Genomic DNA, 15,494 nt, shown 5'->3' with positions numbered 1-15,494 from the left:
GCATCCTGGCCAAAGTCACCAAATGTAAAGAAGCGTTAGACGCACTACACTAGCATACCTTCGGTCCGGAGTGGCCTTGTTGATCGCCGGTATCTCGATCATTCATTTCTCGCAGCAGGGCTGGTTTTGGGCTGTCGGAATTGCCTGTCTTCCCGCCGGATTCATAACCGGAATCATAGGTGTGACAAGATACCGGAAGATGAACAGATCCATTTCCGTTGGCCGCGGCATTTCTGCAACGGAAGCTGGAGAGGAAACAAAATCTGCCGAACCATGAGGCCCACCGCATTCCGAACCCGCAGCCGGTTCGGAAACGGTGACTCTTCTGGGGCCGTATTCAAAGGGGATGCGGGGGAAGAGGGGTGGGGAGATGTCAGAGGTGGTAACAATTTGTGACCTCCTTGGGAGATTGAGGTTCTCACAACTTTCTTCCTTGACGTTGCTTCTGGTATGACATATAGTAATACCGGGAGGTGAATCATGGGTAAAGTGAAGATTGCAATCAGTATAAGTCAGGTGGTGGTCCACCGTCTGGATCAGTTGATTAGAAAGCATATTTTCACTAATCGAAGCCAGGCGATTGAGGAGGCTGTTCAGGACAAACTGGAGCGAATGGATCGTGGCCGGCTTGCCAGAGAATGCGCGAAGCTGGATCCTGCTTTTGAGAAGGCGATGGCTGAGGAGGGTATGTCCGAGGAGTTGGGTGCATGGCCAAAATACTGAGGGGCGAGATTCGCTGGGCAGACCTGAATCCTGTCCGTGGGCGTGAGCAGGCAGGGTTGAGGCCTGTGTTGATTTTGAGTCATGATGTTTTCAACGCGCGTTCCGGCACCGTCATAGCGATGGCCGTCACGAGTCAACCTCAGAGGGCCGGTTTTCCATTGTCGTTCGAACTCAAGTCCACGCAACTGCCAAAACGTTCATGGGTGAAGATGAGTCAGATCCGGACGCTTTCTGTGGAACGGATTGGGAGGAAGATTGGCATTGTGTCTCCCGAGGAACTGGATCAGGCTGTTGTGGGACTGAACGAGATCATTGGAACCTAACCTGCTCTTGCGCCTGATGGGAGCTCCGCGCCTCGCAGACGAGCGCAATCAGGATTGTCTCTTCGGCGAGAGAGATAATGTGCACTCAGTTTCTTGGCTCCAATCGTATCGGGGCGTACGCTGAGGCGCTGGCTAGGAAGCTGGTGGAAGAAGCCCGTCTGACCCTGCCTTAATCTGGCGGCCACCGTCCGTGATCGGGTCTGACCAGGAGAAATGTCATGCAAGACGCTCAATGATCCCGATTCCGAGAAATCCCAAAGAGTCATGGCGGCGATGCTTCGAATGAAGAAGATCAACATTGGTGAATTGGACCGGGCGTATGCAGGATAGTATTTGGTCTACCGAAATGTTGGAAGCGTTTAGCGGTGACTCACAACAATCTCATGTGTTAAGTTCAATAACCGGAGAAGGGTTTTCGGCCGCACAGTCTGGTACGAATCATTATCAAGCAAGGAGGAACAAATATGGGTGACAAGGGAAGTAAAGACAAGGGCAAGAGGGAACATCAGAAAAAGGCCCAGCATACGGCCAAGGAAAAACGCAGACTGAAAAGAGAAAAGAAGAATAAGCAAATGTCCATTACTATCCGGTGACCTCAAAGCAAGCATTTGCGTGCCTGCGCGGCCACGCGGTCGCGCAAACACTGTTTCCGCCAACCACGCTGAAGGCCGCGATCAAGCGGCTTGGATTCGTTCAGGCCGATCCGATCCGCTCGCCCGCAAGAGCTCACGATTTGATCCTGCGTCACAGAGTGAAAGCCTACCAGGCCGGCGACCTTGAGCGACAGTATGCCTCACTGGATATCGAGGAAGATGTGCTGTATGCCTACGGTTTTCTTCCCCGGCCAATCTGGCGCCTGTTGCATCCCCGGAATCTGACGGGCCTATCGAAGCTGGAGAAGAAGGTCTACGAAACCGTTTGCAGACTCGGTGTGATTCATCCCAGAGAGCTGGAAACTCACTTTGGAAGGAAACGGGTGGTCAACGCCTGGGGTGGCTATTCCAAAGCGACAACTCGCACTCTGGATGCGCTGCACTATCGCGGCCTTCTCCGCATCGCTCGCCGCGAACAAGGAATCCGGCTTTACGAAGCTGCTTCGTCGTCCGTCGAGTCAGTAGCGCCACTTGAGCGTCTGCGAAGACTCATCATGGTGATTGCAGGCATTCTTGCTCCTGTGCCTAAAAAGACCCTTCACGCCAACATTGCGCGCTATCGTCGTCTGGGGAGTCCGCGGGCGGTGGTGACGGATTTGATCCGCGAAGGAAAGCTCCAGGAGCAAACGATTGAAGGGATGACATACGTCTGGCCTCCCCGCTCGCTGCCTTTGAGCGAAGATCCACCTCGCGTGCGATTGCTTGCTCCGTTCGATCCCGTAGTCTGGGACCGGCGCCGGTTCGAGCACCTGTGGGGATGGCCTTACCGCTTCGAGGCCTACACTCCTCCGTCGAAGCGCATTCGCGGATACTACGCCATGCCTCTGCTTTGGGGTGACCGGGTCATCGGCTGGGCAAACGCGCTGGCATCCGAAGGAAAGTTGGACGTCGAGGTTGGATTTGTTGGGAAACGTCCGAGCGAAAAGAGTTTTCGTTCTGAGCTGGAACTCGAAATCGGGCGCCTGAATGCTTTGAAAACACATTGGTGAATGATAAACTCGCCGGACACTTCATGCCGCCGTTGCACGTGATTGGCGGAGAATGGCAACCAGTGAGGATCATTGCTCCCGGCGACAAGCGCGGAAAAGTCACCTATGCGTTTTTGTTGATTGAATAGCGGCTGAGGCACGGTTTGCGCCTAACACTGCGCAAATTGAAACGACGTTGAGGACGCGCGGCAATTCCAGCGTGGTTGCCCGCTCTCGACTTTCCGTGTGTTTGTTCAGGAGAAGATGCTCCGTTCGTTAATGCGCCGAGCGCTCTTGTCACAGCGCTTGAGTGGGCAAGCAGCGCCAGGGCAGTATTCGAGGCGGCTTTGGGGAGACCAGTGGAAGTCAAGTCAGAATGATCCACTGGGTTGCTCTGTGGCAAAAGAAGTGATCGCTGTTCTGCGTGAAGAGAACTTGGTTGAAAGAGGAAATGCCATCGGGACATACTTTCTTGAGGGCTTGAGGCGACTGGAAGCGAAATATAATATCGTGAAGGAAGCCCGCGGGAGAGGCATGTTGCTTGCGCTGGAGTTCCGCCCGCGCCGTCAGCTGGCTCGTGAATCAAAATGGGAAGACAACGGATAACGAGAGTGCGATCGGTTCTCAAGAAATACACGGAGGCCAATAGAGACGCCTGGAATGAAGTCATGCCTAGACACCAGAATGCCGCCAGAGAGAAATGGGACAATGCGTTTGCGCAGCCCGGCTTCGTATGTATGGAAGATATTGAACTATCGTTGCTCAGGCAAATAGGCATCAAAGGAAAGGCCGTCGCGCACTTGTGCTGCAATAACGGCATCGAATTACTAGCTATGAAAAACTTGGGAGCTGATGAGTGTATTGGGTTTGATATATCTGATCTTGCAATTCAGGAGGCCCGGGAGCGCGCAGAGCGATGCCATATCGATTGTCAATACATACGGTCGGACGTCTATGAAATCGGGCCAGAGTTTGGAAATCGGTTCGATGTGATCTATGTCAGTTCCGGAGGGCTGGGATGGTTGCCGGACTTGAAGCTGGTTTTCGCCAAAGCGGCTGCTATGTTGAGAAAGAACGGACAAATATTTATCCATGAGATACACCCATTCTCCGAGATGCTGCCGTTTGATGATACTGAAGGCCCTGACATCCTGCGGATTGTTGAGCCCTACTTCAAAACCGGCCCTTATGTTGATTATGGCGGTTTGGATTATGTCGGCCGGACAGAGTATGCTTCGACCAAGCCGCAGTATTGGTTCGTACACAAGTTGTCTGACATTTTGGTGGCGTTGGTTGATAATCGAATATCAGTAGAGCATTTCTCCGAATATGAAACTGATATTTCTGCTGGACATAGGCGGATAGAACAAGCTCACGCCGGTATCCCTCTAAGCTATATTTTGATTGCGAGAAAGCAGAGCGCCAGCTAACTTCCGGGTGAAGTCGATCGCTGCTTCGCAGCGTAGGGTAGGCGTCGCGAGCCAGCCAATCTGAACATAGACACAGGAGCTTCACCGGGGCCGGAGCGGTGACTTACCAAGGGCGTTGGCTGCTACAAATGCGTTTCATGCAAAAGAAAGATAGAATGGCCAAATTATGGTAAAGACCAACAAGAACAGAGCAACGTTTTCACTATACCTGGTTTTGTGTCTATTTCTGTTTGGAATGACTGGCGATGCGCCGCTTTGTGCTGTACGTCGTGACGACTGCCGCACTTCGTGATCGCGATCGCGCAAGCTGCCTGGGTAAGCCCACTCCCGCCGGCCCTGGGTGCGTGCTTGGGCGCCAGCTTCGGGTTCATGCTCCCGGTCTCGACGCCTCCCAATGCAATCGTGTATGGCTCGGGGCTAGTCCCGCTGCCGAGAATGATGCGCGCCGGCATCCTGTTCGATATCGCCGGCTTCTTCATCATCTGGACCGGATTGCGCGTGCTGTGCCCTTTGCTGGGACTCATGTAAGGGCGTTCCGTTATGCAAGCACGTCTCAGCGCACAGAGGAGGAGATATGAAATTCGATCCTGCGAGCGAGATTCAGAATTTCCTGGTGTTCGGTGAATTCGGGGATGTGAATCCGTCGATCTGCGACTCATCGACCTACACTTTCTTGAGCGTCGCGAAGATGGAGGAGCTCTTCGAGCATGAGGTAGAGGGGTGCTTCCTTTACTCTCGCCACTGGAATCCCACGAACAGGTATCTCTCGGAGGCCCTCGCCCGGATGGAATCCGGTGAGTCGGCTCAGGTGATGGCCTCAGGGATGGCAGCGATCAGTTCCACCCTGCTGCAGTTGTGTTCCTCAGGCGACGAGATTGTGTCTGGCCGTACCATCTACGGAGGGACCTACGCGTTGCTTGCCAATCTCCTCCCGCGGTTTGGGATCACAACACGATTCGTCGATCTTTGCGATGAGCAGGCCGTAAGGGCAGCGATGGCGCCCAGGACACGCGTCCTTTGTTGTGAGAGCCTGAGCAACCCCCTTCTCGAGGTTTCCGATATCCCGAAACTAGCCAGCGTGGCGAAGGAGCACGGGGTGCAGCTCGTCGTGGACAATACCTTTAGCCCGCTTATTCTGTCCCCTCTCCGTCTCGGCGCCGACGTCGTGGTCCACAGCATGACCAAATTCATCAATGGCACAAGCGACTGCGTTGCGGGTTGCGTGGTCTCATCGCACGACTTTGTCTCCCGCCTGAACGACATTAATTGCGGGCCAAGCATGCTGCTCGGGCCCGTGCTTGACAGCATTCGGGCGGCAAGCATCCTCAAGAACCTGCACAGTCTTCACTTGCGTATGGCGCGACATAGCGCAAACGCCCTTTACATTGCCCGGCGCTTGAAGGAAATGGGGTTGACCGTCTACTACCCGGGTCTCGAGGGCCATCCGCAGCACCAGCTGATCTCGCGGCTGATGAATCCGGGCTTCGGGTTTGGGGGTATCGTGGCGGTAGACGTCGGGGACAAGGCCACGGCCGATCGCCTCATGATGGGAATGCAGGAAGAGAAGGTCGGATACCTCGCGGTTAGCCTTGGCTATTTCAAGACCCTATTCAGCGCCCCGGGTCACAGCACTTCGTCTGAAATTCCGGCAGAGGAGCGTCGCAGAATCGGAATGAGCGATGGGTTGATTCGCTTTTCGCTCGGGCTGGACAACGACATTGAGCGAACCTGGGAGATGCTGAATGGTTGTCTCCGGAAGTTGGGCATCTGCGGTTCCGACTCAACGGATACGGAAGCGCGCAGAGCTCGTTCTCGGAAAGCCGGCTGACAACCTCATGCAGCGGACGGTGACTGGCGCCGGTTTCTGCGGGAGCACAGACGGGAAACAATCACCTTCCTGCAGGAACTCAGAGGAGATGGTGATCGGGCTCGAGTCTCGCGCGATGACGAAGGAGGCTGGTCAGCGCGCAAGGTGCGCGGACGGCTGGTGCGTCACGAGATCTTGGACTGGAAGAGCATTCAGCGCATACAAAGTGAGTTCGACAAGCAGCACAACTAATTCGCGGCCGCAGCAGGCGATCGGGGCTGAAGCCGCAGCGCCGGCCGCATAAAGGAGATTTCACTTGAGCAATCGTCCGAAACGCCTCGTTCAACTTTTTGCTGCAATCGCGGTGGGATTACTGTCCGTTACAAACGCGCAAGCTGTGCCGATCACGTTCCAGGTCAACATGAGCTACCAAATTCAGCGGGACAAGTTTGACCCGGCTAACGAGTTTGTGGACGTGGCGGGATCGTTCAACAATTGGGGTAGCCCTCTAGCTATTCTGTCAGATAGTAATGCTGATGAAACATACGGGATAACAATCGACGGATTCGTTCCGGGAACGGACATCGAGTACAAATTCAGGATCAATGGGGTGTAGGATGGCCGGGAAGAATTCCCTTATGGCGGTCCCAACCGGACCTATACGGTGCGATCGGACACGAATGTGATCCTGGTCTGGTACAACGACGAGATTCCGTCCACTGGTCCGCCCTCGGCTGATTTCGCTGCCGACACGCAAACGCTGTTGGAAGACGGCGCAGTTCATTTTGAAGATCGCTCCGCAGGATTAATTGACAGCTGGGAATGGACCTTTGAAGGAGGCTCTCCCGGTACATCGAGCGAGGTGAACCCAATTGTGGTTTACCCGCAAGCCGGCACGTTTGATGTCGCCCTGGTCGTGAGTAACACAACTGAAAGCGATACCCTGGTGGTGTCAGACTTCATTCAGGTCTCAGAGCGTGATACCAGTGAGATATCGTGGTGGAACGACACGGTTTACTACGAAATATTTGTACGCAGTTTCTATGACAGTGATGGTGATGGAATTGGAGATCTCATAGGGCTCACGCAGAAACTGAATTACCTGAATGACAACAACCCGAACACAGATGACGATCTTGGTATCACGGGTATCTGGTTGATGCCAATTAATGACTCGCCAAGCTACCACGGGTATGATGTGATCGACTATCGTTCCATCAATCCGGATTATGGCTCCATGGATGATTTCAGAGATTTTCTGGATGAAGCGCACAACCGGGGTATCCGTGTCATCATCGATTATGTGATGAACCACAGTTCGAATCAGCACCCCTGGTTTCAACAATCGGCCCAGAACAACCCTGCGTATCGGAATTTCTACCGCTGGTCATCCACTAAGCCCGGGTATCTGGGCCCATGGGGACAACAAGTCTGGCATCGGTACGGCTCGAAATACTATTACGGTTTGTTCGGTGCGGGAATGCCGGATTTGAACTATGAAACACCCGCCGTAAAAGACAGCATGTTTGCCATTGCGAACTATTGGTTAAATACCGTTGGTGTGGATGGCTTTCGTCTCGATGCAGTGCTGTACATCATTGAAGAAGGCAGCGTGCTGGCAAACACTCAATCAACCTATCAGTTCTGGCATGACTTCAATCAAAACATCAAGCAGGCAAAACCGGACGCCATGTCGGTCGGTGAAGCCTGGACCAATACCAACACTATTCTCAACTATGTGACCAATGACCGCCTGGATTATTGTTTTGAGTTCGACCTTGCCTCTGCCATTCTCAACTCTGTGAACTCGGGAAACGCCCGGGGGATCGTCAATAAGATGCAGGAGGTTTACAACGTCTATCCCCATCTCCAATACGGCACGTTCCTGGCGAATCACGACCAAACTCGAGTGATAGATGTGCTGGGGTACAGTATCAACAAAGCGAAAGTCGCAGCTTCGCTATATCTGACGCTTCCGGGAGTCCCTTACCTCTACTACGGAGAAGAAATCGGAATGGAGGGAACCGGTGCTGATGAGCTCAAGCGCAGACCCATGCAGTGGTCTGATGAGACAAATGCCGGTTTCACTTCCGGAACGCCCTGGATTGCAGTTGGCGATAACTATCCAACTTATAATGTTTCGACGGAGCAGGAGGATCCCACATCGCTGCTTAGTTGGTACAAACAACTCATCGCAGTCCGCAACCGGGAAGCAGCTCTGCGCTTGGGCGAATACGCGGGTACTGTCAGTTCTGCCTCACCAGTGATGGCTTTCATTCGACATTACCGGGATGAATCGATACTGGTGATCATCAACACGGGTTCAAGTGACAAGGGCAATCTCACGCTTTCCTTAGTCGGCAACAGCGTGGGGCCGGGTGATTATGTGCTTAGCAGTCTGCTCACGAGCGACACATTGTTGGTGTCCGTCAATGACTCCTACGAGATTACGAATCTGGTCATTGATGGATTTGAGACGCTGATTTACTCGCTTTCTGATCGAAGCAGCACAGGTATAGACGTAACGAAAGGTATTTTTGGTGATTTTCGTCTGCATCAGAATTTTCCCAATCCGTTCAATCCCTCAACAGTTATTCGGTACGATTTACCTAAGTTCACACATGTAGAGATAAAGATCTATAACTTGCTTGGGCAGGAAATAAGAACATTGACAAGCAAAAACCAGTCAGCCGGCCGACACAGTATCGAGTGGGATGGACGGGATATTGCGGGAAACGAGGTCGCAAGTGGATTATATCTATACAGCATATTTACGGGAGATTTCAGGCAAACCAGGAAAATGCTGTTAATCAGGTAGTGTGTATAGATCCTACGGCGAGGTGTGCACAGGCAGCTAACCAGCGCTTCAACCTGACGAGCCGGCGGCTTCGCCGCGCCCGGCCGCCTGGCGTGCTGGTCTGTTTTCAGTTTGTGCAGTGCCCCGCCGCTGAGTTGGTCGGTCGGTGAAGGTGGAAAGGCAGATGAGAATACCGATTTATCAAGTTGATGCCTTCGCCTCGGAGGTTTTCTCGGGCAATCCAGCCGCCGTTTGCTTCCTGGATGCATGGCTCAGTGACAGAGAGCTTCAATCGATTGCCGCAGAGAACAATCTGTCTGAGACGGCTTTCCTGGTGCGCAGCGATGATGGCTTCGATCTCCGATGGTTTACACCAGTCACGGAAGTTTCCCTTTGCGGTCATGCAACGCTGGCGAGCGCTTTCGTTCTCTTTGAGTGTCTGAAATGGAAAGAGGAGGCCATTAGATTCCGAACACGAAAGAGCGGGCAGCTCGTCGTGACGAAACGCGAGGATTTGCTCGAAATGGACTTCCCGGCAAGGCCTGTGCACCCCATGAATTCGCCCGCTGGATTGCTCGAAGCGCTGAAGGTCCAGGCACAAGAAGTGCTCGGGTCCGCCGAGGATACTCTTGTGGTTTTGGATAGTGAAACGAGCGTCCGGGAGCTACGGCCCGACTTCACAGCCCTGGGCGAAATCGAGTGCCGCGGAGTCATTGTGACGGCCCGTGGAGATCGGTCTGATTTTGTATCGCGATTCTTCGCTCCCCGAGTGGGCATAGCCGAAGATCCTGTTACCGGCTCTGCTCATTGTGTATTGATTCCTTATTGGGCTCGCATCCTTGGGAAGAAATCTCTGCATGCCCTGCAGGTCTCGCGGAGAGGAGGCGAGTTGTTCTGTGAGGACTGCGGCGAGCGCGTCCGCATTGCCGGCAGGGCAGTGTTGTATCTGGAAGGCACAATATCAGTCTGAATAATCGACCTGCCGTGTGTACTGGACGGCTGATAGCCCCGCAGTGACGACATACTGAAGAAGAGGCCTGCGTGCATATCGAATTCAAACGCCTGAGCGAAATCAGCAGCTCTGATATCATCGCATTGAATAAAAATCCTCTCGTGCGGCGCCGGATGCCGCTAACCGACGACAATTTTGGAGAAGCGGAATCCAACGTATCTTGGCGCCGGTCTTGCCCTTGCGGGCGCCGCACTCTTTTATGAATCGCTGCCGCTTGCGGGTTATACTGGATTGTTTCTTGTCGCAGCTCATCTCTTTGTGGTGTGGTACGAGGAGCCTGCTCTCCGGCGAGCCTTCGGACAAGAGTACGATGCGTATCGCCGCCAGGTCAGGCGATGGCGGCCGATCCTGCGGAGAGCGTAAATTACACAGAATATCCTGAAACCGGATATTGGACCGTGACCTACAATACCAAAGGCGATGGTTGACAAGCTATTCCTCCACGTTGAAGTCTGCGGGTGAAACCGATCATCCCGCTCCAGAAAAAAGGAGATCGAACATGCGTCGAATCTGTCTGATTCTTGCGTCCCTTGTTTGCCTTGGATCTTCATACGGTTTCCAGAATCAAATACGCGTGACGCCCGGTTGGCTTGGTGAGCATCTGCAGGATTCATCCCTGGTAGTTCTTCACGTTGCCAGTCTGCGAGCGGACTATACGCGCGAGCACATTCCCGGCGCCAGATTCCTGTGGCCGGGATGGATGACAGAATCCACCCCAGAGTTGAGCTTCGAAGTGCGGCCTGTCGCGGAACTCGATACGTTGCTTGAAGGGTTGGGTATCAGTAACAGCAGCAATATAGTCATCTGTCATGTTCTGGGAGACGCGGCTGCGGCGGCGAGAGTGTACGTCACGTTGGACTTTCTGGGTCTGGGCGATCGCGCGTACATCCTCGATGGCGGGCTTGAGGCATGGAAAGCTGAAGGTAAGCCGGTGATCAAGGAGATTACGCCTCGCAAATCAGTCAAATTCACCCCAATGATCAGGAGTGGAGTCTTTGTTGGCCTGGAATATGTGAAGGCACAATCAGGAAAGACCGGTTTTCGTCTTGTGGACTGTCGATCCGCGCAAGGATTCAATGCCGGCGGAGTGGGCATGTTTCGCGCGGGTCACATTCCGGGAGCAGTTAATCTCCCGTTCCCGGCGGTACTCGACAGCACGAACAAGTACTTGCCGATGGATTCGCTCAAGGCAAAGTTCGAATCGGCTGGAATCAAAACTGGCGACGAGATCATCACCTATTGCTACTCAGGAAGGGCCACCTGCCCGGTATATGTAGCCGCGAAGATGCTCGGGTACAATGTTCATCTGTACGACGGATCATTTGATGAGTGGTCGCGGCACGAAGACTTGCCCGTAGAAGTCACGAAAAAATAAAATCGATCGTGGCGTACCGCTGAGGCTAGGATAGACAACCTGCATCGGCAGCGACGTTCGGCAGACATACGAGGCATGTATGGTTCGCAGAAGAAAACCATGAAACAATGGATTCTCTGCGCTGCATTTCTCGGCTTCTTTGCGGGCGGATGCTCTGCTCAAAAGCAGGTGGCTGTCCCGAAAAGAACATTCGAAGGAAGATTGTTATTACGAAACGGCACGGTATCAGAGGTGGTGACCATGGAACGAATGATCCTAACGGATGAACAATGGAAGAAAGCTCTTCCACCGGATGTGTACGCCATCGCGCGCAAGGGCGGCACCGAATGCGCTTTCACGGGCGCGCTGCATGAGAACCGCGATCAGGGCATCTACACGTGCTTGTGTTGCGGACTTCCGCTCTTCACTTCAGACACAAAATTCAATTCGGGCACAGGATGGCCCAGCTTCTTTCAGCCGATTGATCCGCACCAGATCATTGAACGACCTGATAACAGTCTGGGCATGCGCCGCACCGAGGTGTTGTGCGTCCGATGCGAGGCACACCTGGGCCATGTCTTCAATGACGGCCCGGCGCCGACCGGACTTCGGTACTGCATTAATTCGGCTGCAATGCAATTTGTGTTGAAAAACTCACCTACTGACTCGATACCGTCCCAGGTTGAGGCGGCGGCTTTTGGTCAAGAATCCGAGCGGCTACTGTCACATCGACCTGAATGGTCTCAATGACCAGTAGACGACTGTCACGGATATAGCGGCAACATTACCTCGTCTGCAAAATCAGGTGCAGCAGTCCTCCTGTTATCAGAGCCGCAGAGATCATTATCCCTGTTGAAATCAGCGTATTTCGTGCTCCGAGCTCACGCCGAAGAACAACAAAGGTGGCGATGCATGGGAAGAACATGGCCAGCACAACACATGCAACTACCAACTGTTCGGCGCTGAGTCCCAAGGGCGCCAGCATGCCCACGGCGACATCCTTGCGCACGAATCCCACGACCACGGCTATCACTGCCTCCTTAGGTAGTCCAAACAGCCCTGTCACTACGGGCGCTGCAAGATCGGCTATGGCCCCAAATACCCCTAGCAGAAAAAGTACATTGATTACGAGGATACCACCGAGAACTATGGGAACTGCCTCTTTCAAAAAGCCATAGGCGCGTATCCACAGTTTTTGCAGAGTGAGTTTCACCGGCGGGAGACGATACGGCGGTATCTCGATCAGCAACTCCGGAGTGAAGCCCCTTACTGCATGGCTGAGTATGATCCCGAGGCCAATCCAAACCACAAACAATGTTCCGTAGACGATGGCAACATACTGTCCGCCGTGCTTCCCAACCAGGCCAATGATCATTGCCTGCAGGGCAGCGCAGGGTACGGCAATAGATATTAACGCTGCGGCTATGAATCGCTCCCTTTTGCTCTCCAGGATTCGGGTAGCCAGGATAGCAGGCACGTTGCAGCCAAGTCCTAGCAGGGTGGGAATGATGGCATATCCGTGCAGACCCAGGCGGTGCATGATGGTATCCATCAGAACGGCCAGTCTAGGCAAGTATCCGGTATCCTCAAGCACACCAAGCACCAGATAGAACGACAGGATGTAAGGCAGCACCACGGCAAATTCTATGTAGAGCCCCGTTGTCAATAATCCGAATGATGTCAGGAAGTCTATTTTCTCACCGGCTATCTTGCCGACAATAATATCGTGGATGAATCCGCCGCTTCCCATGAGCTGGCTCAGTTTGAGTACTACGGGCGCCCACAGGCGGTCGAACAAAGGGTCAAAAACGTGACTAATCAGGCCCTCGCCAATGAGGCGGACAACGAAAAAAACACCGGCTAAGACGGCCAATGCTATCAGTCCGCCGGCCAAAGGATTCACGCTAGCGTCGGCCAGATGCTCATACCAGGTGTGATGACGATGAGTCACCTGTTGAACCTGGTCTATTATGCTGCCGATCGCAACCCAACGCTCATCGCGGCTGCGGGAAGGAGTCTCGGGAGAGGCGGCGTTGGGAATGTTCTCGACAAGTTCCTTTATTCCCTGCCCGCTAGTCGCTACCGTGGGAATGACCGGCACGCCCAGAAGCTCTGTCAGCTTCTGCAAATCGATTCTTATTCCGCGATGCCTGGTCTCATCCCACATGTTCAAGGCAATCACCATCGGAATCTTTTTCTCCAATAGCTGGAGCGTCAAATAGAGATTCCTCTCCAGATTGGTGGCATTGACTACGTTGACTACAATGTCTCCGGTATCAAGCATGCGCAAGGCCACTTGCTCAGCTTCCGAGGTCGGGTCAAGCGTATAGGTGCCGGGGACGTCAATGACCTCAGCAGTTTCTTGTCCGACTTTCGTAAACCCGCGGGAGTAACTCACCGTCGTTCCCGGATAATTGGAGGCAATGACGCGAATGCCGGTAAGACGGGAGAAGATGACACTCTTTCCGACGTTGGGATTACCTATAAGCAGTATTCTCATTCCCGGTCGCCATCCGGCTCAACAATCACCTTCTTGGCCATGCCAAAACCTATTGCCACCCGCGCTCCATTCATCTCTATTGTCACCGGTCCCCGCATCAGCATTGAACTGACCTTGGTTACTCTCCTGCCCGGTCTGATTCCCAGGGCATCAAGCCGGCTGACGAGACCGCATCCGCCATCAATTTGGACCACTACGCCGCCGCGGCCCGATTGCATTCGAGTTAGAGTCATCTGTTTTTTGTCAGTCATTCGTCATGCTCCTTGTCCCTTTCCGTATCAGGTGGAAATCTCGTACTTGCATCGCGGATTAAGTTCTTTTTCTCTTCCGGCGGCACCCGGCGCAGTAACCGGTCACCCGGATCTCGGTGTTGACTATGTCAAAGTTCCTGGCGTCGGGAACAGCCTTCTTCATCTGATGGGCCAGTGGATACTTGAATTCAATTACGCGTCCGCACCCGAGGCACACCAGGTGGTGATGCTCAACAGGTTGCTTTGGTTCATAATGATGATGGCTGTCGTCGATGTGGACCTCTTCAGTCAACCCCAGCCTCTTCAGCGCATGAAGGGCTCTATAGACGGTGGACAGGCTAAGGCGGGGCTGTTCAACACGTGCCTGGCGGTAGATGTCATCGGCGTCAAGGTGTCCCTTTCCCTGGCGGACGATCTCAAGGATCAGCATCCGCTGTTTGGTAGCCCTGGTGCCGGCTGTGCTCAATGTGTCACGACTGACCCGGTGCCGTCTTGTTGTTGACTTATTGCTAATGGTTTGCATTTGCAATAAAGTATAAAGTCATGATTATCTGTTGTCAAGTGTTTCTTTTGACCGATCGCGCGTTCCAGGAGAATGCCGGAGCCCTGCTTGTTCCGGCCTGCATCCGCCTCTTCGCCAGGCTTGCACAGGTAAAGCGCACGTGCGATACTTCTTCTTGATTGCGCTGTGGGACGTTATGCTCGCTTTCATCGAAAGTTTCGCTGGCGAGGAGGCCGCAGGGATAGTACAGTCTGCCGTTGAGCACTATCCGTCGGACTGAAGTGTGGATGAAAAAGAGGCTAACATGAACAAGAAGAGTAAGCGCGATTCGGTTTGGAGCACTCTCCGGAAAGAAATTGTCAGGATGGCGGATTCGGAACCCATGCTGGCCAGTTACCTGCATGCAGCAGTTCTGAATCATCAGTCTCTCGAAGATGCGCTTTCTTTCCTCCTCGCCGGGAGACTTGCGTCTCCGCACTTCTCGACAATGTCCCTTAGGGAAGTGATTGACGAGGCATTTCACGCTTCGCCGGATATTCGCGAGGCGATTCGCCGGGACCTCACGGCCGTCATGAAGCGTGATCCGGCAGCCCGCGGGATGGCTGAACCGTTCCTCCACTACAAGGGATTTCATGCTCTCGAAGCCTACCGCGTGTCTCATTGGCTGTGGATTGAAAGCAGAAAACCTCTTGCGCTGCATTGTCAGAACCGGATATCTGAAGTATTTGGCGTGGATATCCATCCGGCGGCGAAAATCGGGAAGGGAATTCTCGTGGATCATGGAACTGGCTTAGTGATTGGAGAGACTGCCGTCGTCGGCGACAATGTTTCAATGCTGCACGAAGTGACGCTCGGCGGCACCGGCAAGGAAACCGGGGACCGGCATCCCAAGGTGGGGAATGGGGTTCTCATTGGGGCCGGAGCAAAGATTCTCGGTAATGTGACTATTGGAGACGGATCGAAAGTGGGGGCCGGCAGCGTTGTACTGGATAATGTGCCGCCGCACACTACCGTTGCGGGTGTCCCGGCCACAATCGCAGGGAAACCAAGAGCGAAAATGCCTGCGCTCCAGATGGATCAACATATCGAAGTCGACTCCGGGAAGAAACAAACGCCTGCACACGGACGGGGTAAGAGGCGCCCATGAGCCGCACAGCACCAGCTCGTCCAACGT

The 15,494-nt window shown here is 53.7% G+C and carries 17 protein-coding genes and 3 pseudogenes; 17 read left to right on the top strand and 3 right to left on the bottom strand.

Features of this window, described 5'->3' with window-relative positions:
* The first annotated feature begins 52 nt into the window (after positions 1 to 52).
* The 16 genes and pseudogenes from QME66_07570 (at position 53) to msrB (ending at position 11,709) form a co-directional block, all read left to right on the top strand.
* Positions 53 to 277 (top strand): annotated as a pseudogene (locus tag QME66_07570) (DUF202 domain-containing protein).
* Between the two features lie 203 nt (positions 278 to 480).
* Positions 481 to 723 carry a ribbon-helix-helix domain-containing protein gene (locus QME66_07565; protein MDI6808821.1) on the top strand — a complete coding sequence of 81 codons (243 nt, stop codon included), beginning with the start codon at positions 481 to 483 and terminating at the stop codon, positions 721 to 723.
* The gene (locus tag QME66_07560; GenBank protein MDI6808820.1) at positions 708 to 1,046 is read left to right on the top strand and encodes a type II toxin-antitoxin system PemK/MazF family toxin; all 339 of its coding nucleotides are present in this window, start codon (positions 708 to 710) and stop codon (positions 1,044 to 1,046) included. The genes QME66_07565 and QME66_07560 overlap by 16 nt, the downstream gene beginning before the upstream one ends.
* A 228-nt stretch (positions 1,047 to 1,274) precedes the next feature.
* Positions 1,275 to 1,376: pseudogene (locus QME66_07555) on the top strand (VOC family protein).
* Positions 1,377 to 1,510: 134 nt separating this feature from the next.
* Positions 1,511 to 1,639, top strand: a complete 129-nt coding sequence (locus QME66_07550; GenBank protein ID MDI6808819.1) for a hypothetical protein — start codon at positions 1,511 to 1,513, stop codon at positions 1,637 to 1,639.
* On the top strand, positions 1,636 to 2,688 hold the full coding sequence (locus QME66_07545; GenBank protein MDI6808818.1) for a crosslink repair DNA glycosylase YcaQ family protein: 1,053 nt from the start codon (positions 1,636 to 1,638) through the stop codon (positions 2,686 to 2,688). Before QME66_07550 ends, QME66_07545 begins: the two co-directional genes overlap by 4 nt.
* Positions 2,689 to 2,946: 258 nt before the next feature.
* Positions 2,947 to 3,273: an aminotransferase class III-fold pyridoxal phosphate-dependent enzyme gene (locus tag QME66_07540; GenBank protein ID MDI6808817.1), complete on the top strand. Its 327-nt coding sequence runs from the start codon at positions 2,947 to 2,949 to the stop codon at positions 3,271 to 3,273.
* A gap of 5 nt (positions 3,274 to 3,278) precedes the next feature.
* Positions 3,279 to 4,097, top strand: a complete 819-nt coding sequence (locus QME66_07535; GenBank protein ID MDI6808816.1) for a class I SAM-dependent methyltransferase — start codon at positions 3,279 to 3,281, stop codon at positions 4,095 to 4,097.
* Positions 4,098 to 4,385: 288 nt separating this feature from the next.
* Positions 4,386 to 4,625 (top strand): anion permease, encoded by a 240-nt coding sequence (locus tag QME66_07530; protein ID MDI6808815.1) that lies wholly within the window; start codon positions 4,386 to 4,388, stop codon positions 4,623 to 4,625.
* 46 nt (positions 4,626 to 4,671) lie between these two features.
* Positions 4,672 to 5,925: an aminotransferase class I/II-fold pyridoxal phosphate-dependent enzyme gene (locus QME66_07525; protein ID MDI6808814.1), complete on the top strand. Its 1,254-nt coding sequence runs from the start codon at positions 4,672 to 4,674 to the stop codon at positions 5,923 to 5,925.
* Positions 5,926 to 6,220: 295 nt separating this feature from the next.
* Positions 6,221 to 6,520: a hypothetical protein gene (locus QME66_07520; protein ID MDI6808813.1), complete on the top strand. Its 300-nt coding sequence runs from the start codon at positions 6,221 to 6,223 to the stop codon at positions 6,518 to 6,520.
* A 66-nt stretch (positions 6,521 to 6,586) separates the two neighbouring features.
* On the top strand, positions 6,587 to 8,722 hold the full coding sequence (locus tag QME66_07515; GenBank protein MDI6808812.1) for an alpha-amylase family glycosyl hydrolase: 2,136 nt from the start codon (positions 6,587 to 6,589) through the stop codon (positions 8,720 to 8,722).
* Between the two features lie 163 nt (positions 8,723 to 8,885).
* Complete coding sequence (locus QME66_07510) at positions 8,886 to 9,671, top strand: PhzF family phenazine biosynthesis protein (protein ID MDI6808811.1); 786 nt, start codon at positions 8,886 to 8,888, stop codon at positions 9,669 to 9,671.
* A gap of 177 nt (positions 9,672 to 9,848) precedes the next feature.
* Entirely contained in the window at positions 9,849 to 10,076 is a 228-nt protein-coding gene (locus QME66_07505; GenBank protein MDI6808810.1) for a methyltransferase, read from the top strand.
* A gap of 136 nt (positions 10,077 to 10,212) precedes the next feature.
* Entirely contained in the window at positions 10,213 to 11,088 is an 876-nt protein-coding gene (locus tag QME66_07500) for a rhodanese-like domain-containing protein (protein MDI6808809.1), read from the top strand.
* A gap of 240 nt (positions 11,089 to 11,328) precedes the next feature.
* A pseudogene (gene msrB / locus QME66_07495) lies at positions 11,329 to 11,709 on the top strand (peptide-methionine (R)-S-oxide reductase MsrB).
* 142 nt (positions 11,710 to 11,851) lie between these two features.
* On the opposite strand, the gene QME66_07490 reads toward msrB, so the two are convergent.
* The 3 genes from QME66_07490 to QME66_07480 are packed head-to-tail and all read right to left on the bottom strand — an operon-like array spanning position 11,852 to position 14,248.
* Complete coding sequence (locus QME66_07490; GenBank protein ID MDI6808808.1) at positions 11,852 to 13,567, bottom strand: ferrous iron transporter B; 1,716 nt, start codon at positions 13,565 to 13,567, stop codon at positions 11,852 to 11,854.
* A complete protein-coding gene (locus tag QME66_07485; GenBank protein ID MDI6808807.1) occupies positions 13,564 to 13,818 on the bottom strand; it encodes a FeoA family protein in 255 nt (84 codons plus the stop codon). The genes QME66_07490 and QME66_07485 overlap by 4 nt, the downstream gene beginning before the upstream one ends.
* Positions 13,819 to 13,876: 58 nt before the next feature.
* A complete protein-coding gene (locus QME66_07480) occupies positions 13,877 to 14,248 on the bottom strand; it encodes a transcriptional repressor (GenBank protein MDI6808806.1) in 372 nt (123 codons plus the stop codon).
* Between the two features lie 376 nt (positions 14,249 to 14,624).
* On the opposite strand from QME66_07480, the gene cysE reads away from it, so the two are divergent.
* Positions 14,625 to 15,467, top strand: coding sequence for a serine O-acetyltransferase (gene cysE, locus QME66_07475; GenBank protein MDI6808805.1), 843 nt, complete (start codon positions 14,625 to 14,627; stop codon positions 15,465 to 15,467).
* Positions 15,468 to 15,494: the final 27 nt, after the last annotated feature.

This window comes from Candidatus Eisenbacteria bacterium, assembly GCA_030017955.1.
Classification (GTDB): Bacteria; Eisenbacteria; RBG-16-71-46; order JASEGR01; family JASEGR01; genus JASEGR01.
Note: the sequence above shows the minus strand (reverse complement) of the source record. Positions and strands in the feature narration are given on the sequence as shown.

Excerpts from the sequence above, each read along its gene's own strand:
- QME66_07490 (MDI6808808.1), bottom strand. The coding sequence starts at position 13,567 with ATGAGAATACTGCTTATAGGTAATCCCAACGTCGGAAAGAGTGTCATC.
- QME66_07480 (MDI6808806.1), bottom strand. The coding sequence starts at position 14,248 with ATGCTGATCCTTGAGATCGTCCGCCAGGGAAAGGGACACCTTGACGCC.
- QME66_07485 (MDI6808807.1), bottom strand. The coding sequence starts at position 13,818 with ATGACTGACAAAAAACAGATGACTCTAACTCGAATGCAATCGGGCCGC.
- QME66_07525 (MDI6808814.1), top strand. The coding sequence starts at position 4,672 with ATGAAATTCGATCCTGCGAGCGAGATTCAGAATTTCCTGGTGTTCGGT.
- QME66_07560 (MDI6808820.1), top strand. The coding sequence starts at position 708 with ATGGCCAAAATACTGAGGGGCGAGATTCGCTGGGCAGACCTGAATCCT.
- QME66_07565 (MDI6808821.1), top strand. The coding sequence starts at position 481 with ATGGGTAAAGTGAAGATTGCAATCAGTATAAGTCAGGTGGTGGTCCAC.
- cysE (MDI6808805.1), top strand. The coding sequence starts at position 14,625 with ATGAACAAGAAGAGTAAGCGCGATTCGGTTTGGAGCACTCTCCGGAAA.
- QME66_07500 (MDI6808809.1), top strand. The coding sequence starts at position 10,213 with ATGCGTCGAATCTGTCTGATTCTTGCGTCCCTTGTTTGCCTTGGATCT.
- QME66_07550 (MDI6808819.1), top strand. The coding sequence starts at position 1,511 with ATGGGTGACAAGGGAAGTAAAGACAAGGGCAAGAGGGAACATCAGAAA.
- QME66_07540 (MDI6808817.1), top strand. The coding sequence starts at position 2,947 with ATGCGCCGAGCGCTCTTGTCACAGCGCTTGAGTGGGCAAGCAGCGCCA.
- QME66_07510 (MDI6808811.1), top strand. The coding sequence starts at position 8,886 with ATGAGAATACCGATTTATCAAGTTGATGCCTTCGCCTCGGAGGTTTTC.